Below are 18,079 nucleotides of genomic sequence, written 5' to 3' on the forward strand. Positions count from 1 at the left end.
TCACGTAGAAGCCCTCGGTCATTAGTACAGCTTAGCTCAACGCATTGCTGCGCTTACACACGCTGCCTATCAAACAGGTAGTCTACCTGTGACCTTACTCCCTTACGGGATCACAGGGATCTTATCTTGAGGCGAGTTTCCCACTTAGATGCTTTCAGCGGTTATCTCTGCCAGACGTAGCTACTCAGCGATGCCGTTGGCACGACAACTGACACACTAGAGGTCTGTCCACCCCGGTCCTCTCGTACTAGGGGCAGCTCCTCTCAAATCCCTTACGCCCACAGCGGATAGAGACCGACCTGTCTCACGACGGTCTGAACCCAGCTCGCGTACCGCTTTAACGGGCGAACAGCCCGACCCTTGGGACCTTATCCAGCCCCAGGATGCGATGAGCCGACATCGAGGTGCCGAGCGAGGTCGTCGATGTGAACTCTTGGACCTCACCAGCCTGTTATCCCCGGGGTAGCTTTTGTCCGGTAAGCCACGGCCCTTCCACTCAGTACCGTGGGATCACTAAACCCGACTTTCGTCTCTGCTCGACGCGTTGGTCTTGCAGTCAAGCTCCCTTATGCTTTTGCACTCTCCGGCTGGTTTCCATTCAGCCTGAGGGAACCTTTGGGCGCCTCCGTTACCTTTTAGGAGGCGACCGCCCCAGTCAAACTGCCCACCTGACACGGTCCCCTACCCGGTTCACGGCGTAGGGTTAGGGTCTAAACATGATCAGGGTGGTATTTCACCGATGTCTCCACCGAGGCTGGCGCCCCAGTTTCTCAGACTCCCACCTATCCTACACAAATCATGCCCAAACTCAATGTCAAGCTGCAGTAAAGCTCCACGGGGTCTTTTTGTCCTGCTGCGGGTAGGCCGCATCTTCACAGCCATTTCAATTTCACCGGGTCCTTCGTTGAGACAGTGCTCTGATTGTTACACCGTTCGTGCGGGTCGGAACTTACCCGACAAGGAATTTCGCTACCTTAGGACCGTTATAGTTACGGCCGCCGTTCACCGGGGCTTCGGTTCAAAGCTTCGCTTGCGCTAACCTCTCCCCTTAACCTTCCGGCACTGGGCAGGTGTCAGCCCCTATACATCGTCTTTCGACTTTGCAGAGACCTGTGGTTTTGTTAACCAGTCATCAGAGCCTGGTCACTGCGACCACCCAGAGCTACCAGTTTCCTGTCACCCTAGATGGTACCCCTTCTCCCTAAGTTACGGGGTTAATTTGCCTAGTTCCTTAACGAAGGTTCTCCCGATCGCCTTGGTATTCTCTACCCGTCTACCAGTGTCGGTTTGCGGTACGGGCACCCAAATTTCATCGCTTAGAGGCTTTTCTTGGCAGCAAGGCTCAACTCACTTATGCCTCATGGGCTCGCCACCATACCTCAACTCAGTCCACGGATTTCCCTGTGGTCCTCTTCGTCTGACGTATGATGCACCTGCACAACCATTCGCAGGCTGGCCTACCTCGCTGCGTCCCCCCATCGCTCCATCTGGGTGGTTCCGGAATGTTGACCGGATGTCCATCGCCTACGCCTTGCGGCCTCGGCTTAGGGCCCGACTAACCCGACGCGGAACAACCTGGCGTCGGAAACCTTAGACTTACGGCGAAAACGATTCTCACGTTTTTTACGCTACTCATGCCTACATTCTCACTTCTGCCCGCTCCAGCCGTCCTTTCGGTCGACCTTCACCGCTGGCAGAACGCTCCCCTACCGCCCAAGCTTGCGCTCAGGCCCATGGCTTCGGTACTAAGCTTAGCCCCGTTAAATTTTCCGCGCAGGATCACTTGACCAGTGAGCTATTACGCACTCTTTAAAGGGTGGCTGCTTCTAAGCCAACCTCCTGGTTGTTTCTGTAACCCCACATCGTTTCCCACTTAGCTTAGATTTTGGGACCTTAGCCGATGATCTGGGCTGTTTCCCTCTCGACTACGAAACTCATCTCCCGTAGTCCGACTGCCATGCTGTCGAGCACCGGCATTCGGAGTTTGATTGGGTTTGGTAAGCTCTAAGCCCCCTAGCCCATTCAGTGCTCTACCTCCGATGCTTATCACATGACGCTAGCCCTAAAGCTATTTCGGGGAGAACAAGCTATCTCCAGGTTCGTTTGGCATATCACCTCTAACCACAGCTCATCCCCTAACTTTGTAACGTTAGTAGGTTCGGGCCTCCACGAGCGTTTAAACTCGCTTCACCCTGGCCATGGTTAGCTCACCCGGTTTCGTGTCTAATCCTTGCGACTCCACGCCCTATTCAGACTCGCTTTCGCTACGGCTTCGGGTGTATCTCCCTTAACCTCGCCACAAAGATTAACTCGTAGGCTCATTCTCCAAGAGGCACGCCGTCAGGCTTAGCGGTGCGCACCCGGATCTCTCCGGAGCACCAACCCGCCATTAGCCCTTCGACTGCTTGTAAGCTTATGGTTTCAGGTTCTATTTCACTCCCCTCACCGGGGTACTTTTCACCTTTCCCTCACGGTACTTGTGCACTATCGGTCGCCAAGTGTATTTAGCCTTGGAGAGTGGACTCCCCAGCTTCCTGCCGGATTAGCGTGCCCGGCAGTACTCAGGGTACCCGATGGAGGCAATTGGATTTCGTTTACAGGACTCTCACCTTCTTTGGTTGGCTTTCCCACACCATTCTACTATCCACTTGCTTGGTAACTCCATGTATCGGGCCCTACAACCCCGGCCTGCATGCAGACCGGTTTGGGCTTTTCCCCGTTCGCTCGCCACTACTGAGGGAATAATCTCTTTTCCTCTGGGTACTTAGATGTTTCAGTTCCCCAGGTTCCCTTCATCAACCTATGTGTTCAGTTGACGATACTGTGAGTTTGTCACAGTGGGTTTCCCCATTCGGATATTCCCGGTTCTAACGCCTGTTCACGGCTCACCGAGACTTTTCGCAGTGTCCCACGTCCTTCTTCGGCACTTGGCGCCAAGGCATCCACCATAAGCCCTTAGTAGCTTCTGTTCGTGATGCGGAGAACGCGATTCTTTTCGCTTTCTCTACCTTCATTTCGTTTCTTTTCTTACTTCATCTTTCGGCTTATTGAAAGATTCTTGGCCTACAACACTATTCTCTTTTTAAGGTTCTGTTTCACCGGTTGACCGGCTCTGTGTACCGCCACCGCTTCCGCTGGCTCCACACACTGCCTCTCAACTCTATTTCTTTAGACAATCCGACCCGGCTCTCCCGCCGGGCCGCGTTTTTCCTCACTCCCGTACGGTTCTTTCGCTACTTCCCTTTACTCTCCGCAGCTCGCCGCAATCTTCTGTCCTTTTCTTTTGTCTTCCCGCCCCCCCCCTCCACAACCCTGTGGAGATGAGGGGGCTCGAACCCCTGACCTCTGCCTTGCAAAGGCAGCGCTCTCCCAGTTGAGCTACATCCCCTTCCTCTGCACCTGTGGGCCTTTCAGGACTCGAACCTGAGACCTCGCCCTTATCAGAGGCGCGCTCTAACCAGCTGAGCTAAAGGCCCCCACACCTTACCAACTGAAGAGTGATAGGAAATCCTGTCCTGCCAATTTCGCCTCTCAGCACCGCGCTGATTGGTCTTTTTTCTCTTTTTCTTCAGAGTAGAACCTCCGCCCTCAGGCTTCGGCTCAGCTCTCCTTAGAAAGGAGGTGATCCAGGCGCACCTTCCGGTACTCCTACCTTGTTACGACTTCGTCCCAGTCACCGACCCCACCCTCGGCGGCTCTCTCCCTTGCGGGTTAAGATACCGACTTCAGGTGTTGCCAGCTCCCATGACGTGACGGGCGGTGTGTACAAGGCCCGGGAACGTATTCACCGCAGTATGGCTGACCTGCGGTTACTAGCAACTCCATCTTCATGCAGGCGAGTTGCAGCCTACAATCTGAACTGAGGCCAGCTTTTACGGATTGGCTCCACCTCGCGGTTTCGCAACCAATTGTACTGGCCATTGTAGCGTGTGTGTAGCCCAGGACATAAAGGCCATGCTGACTTGACGTCATCCCCACCTTCCTCCGGCTTAAGACCGGCGGTCCCGCGTGACACGTATAACACACGGCGAGGGTTGCGCTCGTTAGCGGACTTAACCGAACATCTCACGACACGAGCTGACGACAGCCATGCAGCACCTGTGTTGGCTCCCCGAAGGGTCGGTCCCTTTTCAGTTCTCTACCACCAACATGTCAAACCCTGGTAAGGTTCTTCGTGTAGCATCGAATTAAACCACACGCTCCGCTGCTTGTGCGGGCCCCCGTCAATTCCTTTGAGTTTTAACCTTGCGGCCGTAGTCCCCAGGCGGTAGACTTAACGCGTTTGCTCCGGCACTGATGGATTTGAACCCACCAACGCCAAGTCTACATCGTTTACAGCTAGGACTACCGGGGTCTCTAATCCCGTTTGCTACCCTAGCTTTCGCGTCTGAGCGTCAGTTGCGGGCCAGGAGGCCGCTTTCGCCACTGGTGTTCCTCCGGATATCTACGCATTTCACCACTACACCCGGAATTCCACCTCCCTCTCCCGCACTCTAGCTCGGCAGTTTTGAACGACCTCTCCCAGTTAAGCCGGGAGCTTTCACATCCAACTTGCCGTGCCGCCTACACGCGCTTTACGCCCAGTAAATCCGGATAACGCTCGCCTCCTACGTTTTACCGCGGCTGCTGGCACGTAGTTAGCCGAGGCTTATTCTGAGGGTACTGTCCTTCCTCATCCCCTCAAAAAGTGTTTTACAACCCGAAGGCCTTCTTCACACACGCGGCGTTGCTGCTTCAGGCTTTCGCCCATTAAGCAATATTCCCTACTGCTGCCACCCGTAGGTGTCTGGACCGTGTTTCAGTTCCAGTGTGGGGGGCCACCCTCTCAGGTCCCCTACCCGTCATCGCCTTGGTAAGCCTTTACCTTACCAACTAGCTGATGGGACGCAGGCCCCTCCCAAAGCGGATTGCTCCTTTTTTTCATGAGGCCTCTAATCCTCATGACTTCATACGGTATTAGCAGTCCTTTCGAACTGTTATCCCGTTCTTCGGGGCAGGTCACCAACGCGTTACTCACCCGTTCGCCACTAAGAAGTCACCCGAAAGCAACTCCTCCGTTCGACTTGCATGTATTAGGCACGCCGCCAGCGTTCATCCTGAGCCAGGATCAAACTCTCCGCATAAATTTCTCCACCGCTTTCACAGTGGTTCGTTTCTCGGATTTACTCTAAAATTGACAGGGCTTCTGTCTTTCCTATCACTCTTCAATTGTTAAGGTGCGTTCTGTTGTTGGGTCGAAGATTCTAAACCCTCACAACTGTATTGTCAAGGGCAATTCGCGATCAATTTTGAAATTGACCACTGGCTTATTGCCTGGCTTTCGCCTTGAAAACGCCCGCGTGGGGCGAAATTCACACAATAAAAGTCTCTTGGCAATGACCTACTCTCCCAGGGGGTCGCCCCCCAAGTACCATCGGCGCTGGCGACCTTAACTACCGGGTTCGGAATGTTACCGGGTGTACCCTCGCCGCTCCAATCACCAAGAGACTTTATTTTACTATGCCTTGGTTCGAATAATGTTGTAGTCCTTCTCGTTGCGAAAAGTCCCGCGTTCTCCACATCACGTAGAAGCCCTCGGTCATTAGTACAGCTTAGCTCAACGCATTGCTGCGCTTACACACGCTGCCTATCAAACAGGTAGTCTACCTGTGACCTTACTCCCTTACGGGATCACAGGGATCTTATCTTGAGGCGAGTTTCCCACTTAGATGCTTTCAGCGGTTATCTCTGCCAGACGTAGCTACTCAGCGATGCCGTTGGCACGACAACTGACACACTAGAGGTCTGTCCACCCCGGTCCTCTCGTACTAGGGGCAGCTCCTCTCAAATCCCTTACGCCCACAGCGGATAGAGACCGACCTGTCTCACGACGGTCTGAACCCAGCTCGCGTACCGCTTTAACGGGCGAACAGCCCGACCCTTGGGACCTTATCCAGCCCCAGGATGCGATGAGCCGACATCGAGGTGCCGAGCGAGGTCGTCGATGTGAACTCTTGGACCTCACCAGCCTGTTATCCCCGGGGTAGCTTTTGTCCGGTAAGCCACGGCCCTTCCACTCAGTACCGTGGGATCACTAAACCCGACTTTCGTCTCTGCTCGACGCGTTGGTCTTGCAGTCAAGCTCCCTTATGCTTTTGCACTCTCCGGCTGGTTTCCATTCAGCCTGAGGGAACCTTTGGGCGCCTCCGTTACCTTTTAGGAGGCGACCGCCCCAGTCAAACTGCCCACCTGACACGGTCCCCTACCCGGTTCACGGCGTAGGGTTAGGGTCTAAACATGATCAGGGTGGTATTTCACCGATGTCTCCACCGAGGCTGGCGCCCCAGTTTCTCAGACTCCCACCTATCCTACACAAATCATGCCCAAACTCAATGTCAAGCTGCAGTAAAGCTCCACGGGGTCTTTTTGTCCTGCTGCGGGTAGGCCGCATCTTCACAGCCATTTCAATTTCACCGGGTCCTTCGTTGAGACAGTGCTCTGATTGTTACACCGTTCGTGCGGGTCGGAACTTACCCGACAAGGAATTTCGCTACCTTAGGACCGTTATAGTTACGGCCGCCGTTCACCGGGGCTTCGGTTCAAAGCTTCGCTTGCGCTAACCTCTCCCCTTAACCTTCCGGCACTGGGCAGGTGTCAGCCCCTATACATCGTCTTTCGACTTTGCAGAGACCTGTGGTTTTGTTAACCAGTCATCAGAGCCTGGTCACTGCGACCACCCAGAGCTACCAGTTTCCTGTCACCCTAGATGGTACCCCTTCTCCCTAAGTTACGGGGTTAATTTGCCTAGTTCCTTAACGAAGGTTCTCCCGATCGCCTTGGTATTCTCTACCCGTCTACCAGTGTCGGTTTGCGGTACGGGCACCCAAATTTCATCGCTTAGAGGCTTTTCTTGGCAGCAAGGCTCAACTCACTTATGCCTCATGGGCTCGCCACCATACCTCAACTCAGTCCACGGATTTCCCTGTGGTCCTCTTCGTCTGACGTATGATGCACCTGCACAACCATTCGCAGGCTGGCCTACCTCGCTGCGTCCCCCCATCGCTCCATCTGGGTGGTTCCGGAATGTTGACCGGATGTCCATCGCCTACGCCTTGCGGCCTCGGCTTAGGGCCCGACTAACCCGACGCGGAACAACCTGGCGTCGGAAACCTTAGACTTACGGCGAAAACGATTCTCACGTTTTTTACGCTACTCATGCCTACATTCTCACTTCTGCCCGCTCCAGCCGTCCTTTCGGTCGACCTTCACCGCTGGCAGAACGCTCCCCTACCGCCCAAGCTTGCGCTCAGGCCCATGGCTTCGGTACTAAGCTTAGCCCCGTTAAATTTTCCGCGCAGGATCACTTGACCAGTGAGCTATTACGCACTCTTTAAAGGGTGGCTGCTTCTAAGCCAACCTCCTGGTTGTTTCTGTAACCCCACATCGTTTCCCACTTAGCTTAGATTTTGGGACCTTAGCCGATGATCTGGGCTGTTTCCCTCTCGACTACGAAACTCATCTCCCGTAGTCCGACTGCCATGCTGTCGAGCACCGGCATTCGGAGTTTGATTGGGTTTGGTAAGCTCTAAGCCCCCTAGCCCATTCAGTGCTCTACCTCCGATGCTTATCACATGACGCTAGCCCTAAAGCTATTTCGGGGAGAACAAGCTATCTCCAGGTTCGTTTGGCATATCACCTCTAACCACAGCTCATCCCCTAACTTTGTAACGTTAGTAGGTTCGGGCCTCCACGAGCGTTTAAACTCGCTTCACCCTGGCCATGGTTAGCTCACCCGGTTTCGTGTCTAATCCTTGCGACTCCACGCCCTATTCAGACTCGCTTTCGCTACGGCTTCGGGTGTATCTCCCTTAACCTCGCCACAAAGATTAACTCGTAGGCTCATTCTCCAAGAGGCACGCCGTCAGGCTTAGCGGTGCGCACCCGGATCTCTCCGGAGCACCAACCCGCCATTAGCCCTTCGACTGCTTGTAAGCTTATGGTTTCAGGTTCTATTTCACTCCCCTCACCGGGGTACTTTTCACCTTTCCCTCACGGTACTTGTGCACTATCGGTCGCCAAGTGTATTTAGCCTTGGAGAGTGGACTCCCCAGCTTCCTGCCGGATTAGCGTGCCCGGCAGTACTCAGGGTACCCGATGGAGGCAATTGGATTTCGTTTACAGGACTCTCACCTTCTTTGGTTGGCTTTCCCACACCATTCTACTATCCACTTGCTTGGTAACTCCATGTATCGGGCCCTACAACCCCGGCCTGCATGCAGACCGGTTTGGGCTTTTCCCCGTTCGCTCGCCACTACTGAGGGAATAATCTCTTTTCCTCTGGGTACTTAGATGTTTCAGTTCCCCAGGTTCCCTTCATCAACCTATGTGTTCAGTTGACGATACTGTGAGTTTGTCACAGTGGGTTTCCCCATTCGGATATTCCCGGTTCTAACGCCTGTTCACGGCTCACCGAGACTTTTCGCAGTGTCCCACGTCCTTCTTCGGCACTTGGCGCCAAGGCATCCACCATAAGCCCTTAGTAGCTTCTGTTCGTGATGCGGAGAACGCGATTCTTTTCGCTTTCTCTACCTTCATTTCGTTTCTTTTCTTACTTCATCTTTCGGCTTATTGAAAGATTCTTGGCCTACAACACTATTCTCTTTTTAAGGTTCTGTTTCACCGGTTGACCGGCTCTGTGTACCGCCACCGCTTCCGCTGGCTCCACACACTGCCTCTCAACTCTATTTCTTTAGACAATCCGACCCGGCTCTCCCGCCGGGCCGCGTTTTTCCTCACTCCCGTACGGTTCTTTCGCTACTTCCCTTTACTCTCCGCAGCTCGCCGCAATCTTCTGTCCTTTTCTTTTGTCTTCCCGCCCCCCCCCTCCACAACCCTGTGGAGATGAGGGGGCTCGAACCCCTGACCTCTGCCTTGCAAAGGCAGCGCTCTCCCAGTTGAGCTACATCCCCTTCCTCTGCACCTGTGGGCCTTTCAGGACTCGAACCTGAGACCTCGCCCTTATCAGAGGCGCGCTCTAACCAGCTGAGCTAAAGGCCCCCACACCTTACCAACTGAAGAGTGATAGGAAATCCTGTCCTGCCAATTTCGCCTCTCAGCACCGCGCTGATTGGTCTTTTTTCTCTTTTTCTTCAGAGTAGAACCTCCGCCCTCAGGCTTCGGCTCAGCTCTCCTTAGAAAGGAGGTGATCCAGGCGCACCTTCCGGTACTCCTACCTTGTTACGACTTCGTCCCAGTCACCGACCCCACCCTCGGCGGCTCTCTCCCTTGCGGGTTAAGATACCGACTTCAGGTGTTGCCAGCTCCCATGACGTGACGGGCGGTGTGTACAAGGCCCGGGAACGTATTCACCGCAGTATGGCTGACCTGCGGTTACTAGCAACTCCATCTTCATGCAGGCGAGTTGCAGCCTACAATCTGAACTGAGGCCAGCTTTTACGGATTGGCTCCACCTCGCGGTTTCGCAACCAATTGTACTGGCCATTGTAGCGTGTGTGTAGCCCAGGACATAAAGGCCATGCTGACTTGACGTCATCCCCACCTTCCTCCGGCTTAAGACCGGCGGTCCCGCGTGACACGTATAACACACGGCGAGGGTTGCGCTCGTTAGCGGACTTAACCGAACATCTCACGACACGAGCTGACGACAGCCATGCAGCACCTGTGTTGGCTCCCCGAAGGGTCGGTCCCTTTTCAGTTCTCTACCACCAACATGTCAAACCCTGGTAAGGTTCTTCGTGTAGCATCGAATTAAACCACACGCTCCGCTGCTTGTGCGGGCCCCCGTCAATTCCTTTGAGTTTTAACCTTGCGGCCGTAGTCCCCAGGCGGTAGACTTAACGCGTTTGCTCCGGCACTGATGGATTTGAACCCACCAACGCCAAGTCTACATCGTTTACAGCTAGGACTACCGGGGTCTCTAATCCCGTTTGCTACCCTAGCTTTCGCGTCTGAGCGTCAGTTGCGGGCCAGGAGGCCGCTTTCGCCACTGGTGTTCCTCCGGATATCTACGCATTTCACCACTACACCCGGAATTCCACCTCCCTCTCCCGCACTCTAGCTCGGCAGTTTTGAACGACCTCTCCCAGTTAAGCCGGGAGCTTTCACATCCAACTTGCCGTGCCGCCTACACGCGCTTTACGCCCAGTAAATCCGGATAACGCTCGCCTCCTACGTTTTACCGCGGCTGCTGGCACGTAGTTAGCCGAGGCTTATTCTGAGGGTACTGTCCTTCCTCATCCCCTCAAAAAGTGTTTTACAACCCGAAGGCCTTCTTCACACACGCGGCGTTGCTGCTTCAGGCTTTCGCCCATTAAGCAATATTCCCTACTGCTGCCACCCGTAGGTGTCTGGACCGTGTTTCAGTTCCAGTGTGGGGGGCCACCCTCTCAGGTCCCCTACCCGTCATCGCCTTGGTAAGCCTTTACCTTACCAACTAGCTGATGGGACGCAGGCCCCTCCCAAAGCGGATTGCTCCTTTTTTTCATGAGGCCTCTAATCCTCATGACTTCATACGGTATTAGCAGTCCTTTCGAACTGTTATCCCGTTCTTCGGGGCAGGTCACCAACGCGTTACTCACCCGTTCGCCACTAAGAAGTCACCCGAAAGCAACTCCTCCGTTCGACTTGCATGTATTAGGCACGCCGCCAGCGTTCATCCTGAGCCAGGATCAAACTCTCCGCATAAATTTCTCCACCGCTTTCACAGTGGTTCGTTTCTCGGATTTACTCTAAAATTGACAGGGCTTCTGTCTTTCCTATCACTCTTCAATTGTTAAGGTGCGTTTTTGAGGCATTCGCTTTTTATAACAACCTATACAGACAAAACCGCCGATGCTCTCTGTGTGTTTCATTAGAGGTAACACCGGCCCGTGTTGTGACAACCTTGTTTGTTACTTTGCTTCAAGATTATCTGAGGTTGTTATCGATCTGCTTTCGCGAGATCGCTCTTTGCTTTCGAGGTTTTAATTTTACCGCAGATTTACTCGTTGTCAAGGTTTTTTGTCAAGAGATTTTTCAATCTCTTTTCTCATTTTTTTACTGCTTTCCTTAACCGATCACCTGCAGATTTGCCTGCGATGTCTCATATTTTGTTGTTTCGTTTGCCCGTCTTTCGGGCGAAACGGCCGTGTTTCACGCGGCGAAGACGAATTATACAGCACTACCCATATATGTCAAGGGAATTCGAAAAGAGATTTTCATATTGGTTTTTATGCCGTTTTCACCGCTCCCACAGCCCCAATCACGCCTCAATTCCGGCTCTTTCTCCCCCTGCGCGCCTTTCATCAAACTCACCCCTCCCACCCCTTCAGGTTAATCCGCTGAATCCGATAATGTTTAACGGATTATTTATTGCGCTTTTATTCAAATTTTGCGCGGCCCGCATTATTGTTAATCTGTCTGAAGTTTCATTACCCCCATCGCTGCTCTCATCCGCCTTGCCGTCAGATTGCAACAATTTTTTTACGATGTCTTTCTGGCGGCATATGCGTCTGATATTTAATCTAAACCTGCCCGAAGCGCATATTCGGGCGATTATATCTGAGCACTGCGGTCCTTTCACTTTATCCATTCACTTCTCTCAACCGCGCTGCATTTACCTATTGCAAAGAAAGGATTCTAAACTCTATGAATAATCCCAATGCCAAAGCCGCGCGTACGTTAAGCTGGAACAACCTCAATATTCGCGCCAAATTTATCTCTATCTTCATTCTCACCATCCTGGCAGCTGTCATCTCATTAACCGTTTTTTCTTATTTCAGCATTACCAGCAGCACCACCCGCCAGAGCGGCGAATCAATGATTATGCTCAGCCGCGACGCCGGCGAGCGCGCCGCGCTGATCATCCAGCAAAGCGCATCCAATTTAGAGGTACTGGCCCTCTCGCCCGACATTGTTGATGCGGTCAATACTGCCAACCGCCAGTATGCCGGCCTGAGCGAAGAACAAATTACACAGAGAGACGAGGCCTGGCAAAACAACGACCCTTCCATTGAAGACACCGTCCGACAAATTGAACAAAACCAGATCAGCAATCGCCTGCGCGATTACATGCGCATTTTTCCTGAGAATGTGGAAGTATTTGCCACCGGCTCACGCGGGCTCAATATCGCCATGAGCGCCCGCACCGGCGATTTTCTGCAGGCCGGCGAAGACTGGTGGGAACAAGCCAAAAACTCCCGCTCCACCTTCATCAGCGACGTGGAGCTGGATGCCAGCTCTGGCACATACGCCATTAACATCGCCACCCCCATTCAAGATGCCGGCGAGGTAATTGGCGTCTTACGCACCACGGTGGATGTTTCCATTGCCTTCAGCACCCTCTCGCAGATCAAAATTGGCGAAACCGGCGCGGCCGCCCTCGTTGACCGCAACGGCACCCTCCTTTATACCGATAACGCAGATCTGCTCATGCAAACCGCCCCCGATTGGCTGCTCAACTTCATCACCGATGCCAGCGGCTGGAGCCAAACCCTCACCGACCTCAATGGCAACCCCGCCGTGCTCTCTTACTACAAGCTCACCGGCAAGAACGCCAACGCCCTCGGCTGGACCCTCGTTCTGGATCAGGACCTCAGCGAAGTAAACCAGACCGTCCGCAACATTCTGATCAATAACGCCATCATCGCCGTGGTGCTGATGCTGCTGCTGGGCGCGGTGGGCATTACCTTTGCTAACAGCATCACCCGCCCTCTGGCGATGATGAGCCAGTCCACCGCCTCTTTGTCGCGCGGCGAGATTGACCAGCAGACCGACAGCGCTGCCAAACAGAAAATTGCCCAACGCGGAGATGAAATTGGCGTTCTGGGTCAAAGCATCCTCGGCCTGGAAAACTACTTCCTCAACATGGCCGAAACCGCCCAACAAATCGCGCGCGGCAACCTCACCGCCCAGGTTCAACAGCATTCCAGTCATGACGTGCTTGGCCGCGCCTTTCAGGAGATGAGCGAAAACCTGCGCGAGCGGGTTACTCAACTAAACCGCGTAGCCAACGACCTCGGCGACGCCGCCAAAGAACTGGCCAGCGCCTCGCACCAGGCCGGTCAGGCCACCTCGCAAATCGCATCCACCATCCAGCAGGTGGCACACGGCATCACCCAGCAGTCCGACTCGGTATCCACCACTTCCTTCTCCGTCGAGCAGATGACGCGCACCATCGAAGGCGTGGCCAAAGGCGCGCAAGACCAGGCCTCCGCCGCCGCCCGCGCCTCGCTGGTTACCGGGCAGCTTTCCAACGCCATCCAGCAGGTGGCCGGCAACGCCCTGGCCGTTACCGAAAACGCTAAAAATGCCGCCAAAGCCGCCTCAGACGGCCAATCCAAAGTGGAAAAAACTGTCCAGGGCATGCTTTCCATCCGCGATTCCGTTGAACAATCCGCCAGAACCATTGAAGAAATGGGCACCCGTTCCAACCAGATCGGCATGATCGTCGACACCATTCAAGACCTGGCCTCGCAGACCAATCTGCTGGCGCTCAACGCCGCCATTGAAGCCGCCCGCGCCGGCGAGCACGGCAAAGGTTTTGCGGTGGTAGCCGACGAAGTGCGCAAGCTGGCCGAAAGCTCGGCTGCCGCCACCCGCGAAATATCCACCCTCATCGCCGGCATCCAGGCCACCGTCAAAGACGCCATCGCCACCATGCAGCAGTCCAGCCAGGAGGTTGCCCAGGGCGTAGAGCAGGCCACCGCTTCGGGCCAGGCGCTGACCGACATCCTGCGCGCCATCAGTGACGTGCAGCAGCAGGCCGAACAGGCCGCCGCGGCCGCCGAGCAGATGAACGCTGCCTCCAGCGACCTGGTCAATGCCGTCGACACCGTTTCGGCCGTCATCGAAGAAAACACCGCCGCCACCGAAGAAATGTCGGCCTCGTCCAACGAAGTCTCCATGGCCATTGAAACCATCGCCTCCATCTCCGAAGAGAATTCCGCCGCCGTTGAAGAAGTCTCCGCCTCGGCTGAAGAAATATCCGCACAGGTAGAAGAAGTATCTGCCGCGGCTCAATCCCTCTCCAACCTGGCCGGCGAGCAGCGCACCATTATGCAGCACTTCCAGCTCTAAACCCGCGGCGCATGGCCGCATCATGGGCGCGCCGTCCTCCCCGGCGCGCCCATTTCTTTTCTTCTCCACCCGGAACCTTTTCCTCATCCGAATCGTCTCCTTCCTTAAGTACATTCAATCCCACCCGTCCAGCCGGGCTGAACGCCGCTTTGTATCCGGCCGCCAGCATTGGTATAATCAAGATCAATGAACAGCACCTACCCGCGGTCGCAGAGCCGCATCCAACCCCAACAAATCCTGGTTGTCGCCCTCACCGGCGCGGCTCTCTTCTTTGCCGCCCTGGTTGCCGCGCTGATCGGTTTTGAGCTGCTCTACACCGGGCGCATCTACCCCGGCGTCAGCGTGGCCGGCGTCGACGTGGGCGGTCTCAACCCCGAAAAAGCCGCTGCCAAAATCACCCAACAGTTCACCTACCCTTCCACCGGCAAGCTGGTGCTGAGCGGTGAGCAGCTCTGGCTCACCACCCCTGGTGAAATGGGGCTTTACCTCGACCCCGAAACCTCGGCTCAAAACGCCCTGCGCATTGGCCGCAGCGGATCCATCTTCTACCGCCTGACCGAACAGTTCGAGACCTGGTATTACCACCGCGACCTGCCCCCCGCGCTGATCTTCGACCAGCGCCGCGCCCACGACTTTCTTACCCGCCTTTCCGAGCAGACCAACATCCCCGTGGTGGAACCCTCCATTCGCCTGGACGGCACCCAGGTGGTAGTGGAAACCGGCCAGCCCGGCCGCCGCCTCAACATCGACACCACCCTGGCCATGCTCACCGCCCAGATGAAAACCCTGCAAGACGGCATCATTCCCCTGCTGATCGAAGAGATCCGCCCCACCATCCCCGACGTAACCCAGCAGGCCCAGCTGGCCCAAACCATGCTCAGCCAGCCGCTCACCATCAGCCTGCCAGCCAACCAGCCCAACCCTCAGGGCCCGTGGGTCATAGAGCCCGCCGACCTGGCCAAAATGTTGGAGTTTGAGCGCGTGGTCGATGGCCCCCAATCCGCCTACCGCATCCATCTCGACCCGCTGCAACTGGCCGCCAAGCTGCAAGAGATCGCCCCCAAAATCCGCACCTACCCGCAGAACGCGCGCTTTATCTTCAACGATGACACCCGCGAGCTGGAGGTCCTCCAGGCGGCTGTCATCGGGCGCGAGCTTAACCAGGCCGCCAGCCTGCAGCAAATTCAAGACAAAGCCCTGGCCGGCGAACACAACATTGAGTTGGTGCTTAACCTCACCAACCCCGCCGTCACCGACGACGTAAAAGGCAGTGACATCGGCATCACCGAGCTGGTGCATTCCGAAACATCCTTCTTCTACGGCTCTTCAGCCTCGCGCGTGCAAAATATTATTGCCGCTTCCAGCCGCTTCCACGGCCTGCTGGTGGCCCCCGGCGAAACCTTCTCCATGGCCAACGCCCTCGGCGACATCAGCCTGGATAACGGCTACGCCGAAGCCCTCATCATCTACGGCGACCAGACCATTCAGGGCGTTGGCGGCGGCGTATGCCAGGTGAGCACCACCCTCTTCCGCGCCGCCTTTTTTGCCGGGTTCCCCATCAACGAGCGCCACGCCCACGCCTACCGCGTTTCTTACTACGAAAAAATCGCCGGCAATATCCGCGACAACAACCTGGCCGGCCTGGATGCCACCGTTTATGTGCCGGTGGTAGACTTCAAGTTCACCAACGACACCCCCTACTGGCTGCTCATGGAAACCTACGTCAACCCCTCTTACAGCTCGCTGGTCTGGAAATTCTACTCCACCAAAGACGGCCGTAGCGTGGATTGGGAAACCACCGGACCCATCAACATTGTTGAAGCCCCAAAACCGCGCTACATTGAAAACCCCGAATTGGAAAAAGGCGAAGTCAACCAGATCGACTGGGAAGCCGAAGGCGCCGACATCACCGTCAAACGCACCGTGCTCAGAGACGGCCAGGTGTACCTGCAAGACACCTTCAACACCCACTACCAGCCCTGGCAGGCCGCCTACGAATACGGCCCCGGTACCGAAGGTTACCCTCCTGAAGAAGACAACCAAGAAGATTAACCCCTCAGAAACCAGGCCCAATGGCGTTTTTGCCGGTGAAGGGGTGCGCCACCCCGCGCCCGACAAGTCTCTCCCCTTTTTCCGCCTCATGGTATACTTGACAAAATTGCCGCATTGTGCCTGAATGTGAATTACGGAGAAGAAGATGGTAAGCAAGTTACTACTGGAAATGCTGCGCTGTCCGGTTTGCGTGCGCGAAGAAAAAGGCCTGCTCGACTTCTACAAAGAGAGCTGGCTCGTCTGCCAGGATTGCGGGCGGAAATACCCGGTCGTCGAAGATATTCCCGTCATGCTCATTGAAGAAGGCGACAAATGGGTCAGCACCCCCGTGGAAAGCCTGCCCGTTCCGCCGCCCAGCATGGACTGACCCCACCCATCTTCCAAACCGCTGCTATGAAGAAAACCGCGCTGTAGTTGTGGTATTTTTCTTGCAACAACCAACAGCGTGTCAATCAGAATCACCGGTTTAGAATGGTCAAAAAACTATGGATCGAACTCAGCAAATTCGTATGAAAAGAAAACCCCGCCAGTTGGATCGTCTCACCATTATCCTGCTGGCTGCTTTCGGCGTTGTCGCGCTCATTACCGCCGTACTGGCGTTCGTTGTCGTGCGCAACCTGGTCAACTCCTGGGAGATGACCGACCTGCCCGGCTCGCCGCAAATCAACGCTGCCGACCCCAATCTGCCTGCCACCTCCGGCGATGCCTCCATCCCCATGCAGGCCGCTGAAGGCCCCATTGCTGAGCCTTGGGACGGCGCCAGCCGCATCAGCGTGTTGGTGATGGGCCTCGACTACCGCGATTGGGAGTCCGGAGAAACGCCGCGCACCGACACGATGATTCTTCTCACCCTCGATCCCACCACCCGCACCGCCGGCATGCTCTCCATCCCGCGCGACATGTGGGTAGAGATCCCCGATTTCGATCACGGCAAAATCAACACTGCCTACTATCTCGGTGAAATCTACGACATTCCCGGCGGCGGACCGGCCCTGGCCATGGAAACCGTTGAAGGTTTCCTCGGTGTGCCGATCAAATACTACGCCCAGGTCGACTTCTCGGCTTTTGTGCGATTCATTGATGAAATTGGCGGCCTCAAAATCAATGTACCCGAAGAAATCAAAGTCGATCCCATTGGCCCCGGCAACACCGTCATTCTCGAGCCCGGCGTGCAGATTCTGCCCGGTGACGTAACCCTGGCCTACGCCCGCGCGCGCTACACCGAAGGCGGCGACTTTGACCGCGCCAGCCGCCAGCAGCAGGTCATCATGGCTGCCCGAGACCAGATCCTCAGCCTCAACATGTTGCCCACCCTCATCACCAAAGCCCCCAAACTGTATGCCGAGATCTCCAGCGGCATCAGCACCAACCTCTCCCTCGATCAGGTGATCAAGCTGGCCAACCTGGCCCTGCAGGTCGACCCCAACAACATCAAACGCGGCATCATCGGCCCCGACGTGGTAATGAACAGCAAATCGCCGGATGGTCTGGATATTCTCATCCCCATCCCCGATGAAATTCGCATGCTGCGCGACGAAATCTTCGCCGACTCCGGCTCGGCCATGCCCATCGCCGCCCTCACCGACGATCCCGCCAACCTGGTCCAACAAGAAGCCGCGCGCATTTCGCTGCAAAACGGCTCGCAAACGGTGGGCCTGGCGGCCAACACAGCCGAATACCTGCGCGGGCAGGGGCTTAACATCGTGGAAGAAACCAATGCCGACAGCATCTACGACGCTTCTGCCATTATCGTCTACAACGGCAAGCCCTACACTGTGCAGTATCTGGCCGATATGATGGGCGTAACCACCGCCAATATCTACAACCGTTACGACCCCAACGCCCCGGTGGACATCGCCGTCATCCTGGGCAACTCCTGGGCAAGCAATTACTCCAATCTTCCGCAGTAAGCGCTCCACTTCTTAACAAATCACAGCGCGAGGAAAACCTCGCGCTGTGTTCTTTTCTACCG

General features: G+C 55.5%; 4 protein-coding genes, 4 tRNA genes and 5 rRNA genes. 4 read left to right on the plus strand and 9 right to left on the minus strand.

The genetic code is table 11. The features are described 5' to 3' along the window. Positions 1-2 precede the first annotated feature (2 nt). From ADN00_RS17965 to ADN00_RS18005, 9 genes are all read right to left on the minus strand, one after another. Positions 3-2,969 (minus strand): 23S ribosomal RNA (locus ADN00_RS17965). A 346-nt stretch (positions 2,970-3,315) separates the two neighbouring features. Beyond that, a tRNA-Ala gene (locus tag ADN00_RS17970) sits at positions 3,316-3,388 on the minus strand. A gap of 14 nt (positions 3,389-3,402) precedes the next feature. Beyond that, positions 3,403-3,476, minus strand: a tRNA-Ile gene (locus ADN00_RS17975). A gap of 138 nt (positions 3,477-3,614) precedes the next feature. After that, positions 3,615-5,123 (minus strand): 16S ribosomal RNA (locus ADN00_RS17980). A gap of 244 nt (positions 5,124-5,367) precedes the next feature. Next, positions 5,368-5,484, minus strand: a 5S ribosomal RNA gene (rrf, locus tag ADN00_RS17985). A gap of 78 nt (positions 5,485-5,562) precedes the next feature. Next, positions 5,563-8,529: ribosomal RNA gene (locus tag ADN00_RS17990) — 23S ribosomal RNA — on the minus strand. A gap of 346 nt (positions 8,530-8,875) precedes the next feature. Further along, positions 8,876-8,948 (minus strand) — tRNA-Ala (locus ADN00_RS17995). Positions 8,949-8,962: 14 nt separating this feature from the next. After that, positions 8,963-9,036, minus strand: a tRNA-Ile gene (locus ADN00_RS18000). A 138-nt stretch (positions 9,037-9,174) separates the two neighbouring features. Continuing rightward, positions 9,175-10,683, minus strand: a 16S ribosomal RNA gene (locus ADN00_RS18005). Together the 16S, 23S and 5S rRNA genes with 4 tRNA genes alongside form the textbook arrangement of a ribosomal RNA operon. A gap of 942 nt (positions 10,684-11,625) precedes the next feature. Here ADN00_RS18005 and ADN00_RS18015 point away from each other — a divergent pair. From ADN00_RS18015 to ADN00_RS18030, 4 genes are all read left to right on the plus strand, one after another. After that, entirely contained in the window at positions 11,626-14,055 is a 2,430-nt protein-coding gene (locus ADN00_RS18015; protein ID WP_075064394.1) for a methyl-accepting chemotaxis protein, read from the plus strand. A gap of 186 nt (positions 14,056-14,241) precedes the next feature. Beyond that, on the plus strand, positions 14,242-16,107 hold the full coding sequence (locus tag ADN00_RS18020; protein ID WP_075064395.1) for a VanW family protein: 1,866 nt from the start codon (positions 14,242-14,244) through the stop codon (positions 16,105-16,107). Positions 16,108-16,252: 145 nt separating this feature from the next. After that, positions 16,253-16,474, plus strand: coding sequence for a Trm112 family protein (locus ADN00_RS18025; RefSeq protein ID WP_075064396.1), 222 nt, complete (start codon positions 16,253-16,255; stop codon positions 16,472-16,474). A 142-nt stretch (positions 16,475-16,616) separates the two neighbouring features. Beyond that, positions 16,617-18,017, plus strand: a complete 1,401-nt coding sequence (locus ADN00_RS18030; RefSeq protein WP_075064397.1) for an LCP family protein — start codon at positions 16,617-16,619, stop codon at positions 18,015-18,017. Positions 18,018-18,079: the final 62 nt, after the last annotated feature.

The sequence above is a fragment of the Ornatilinea apprima genome, assembly GCF_001306115.1.
Classification (GTDB): Bacteria; Chloroflexota; Anaerolineae; order Anaerolineales; family Anaerolineaceae; genus Ornatilinea; species Ornatilinea apprima.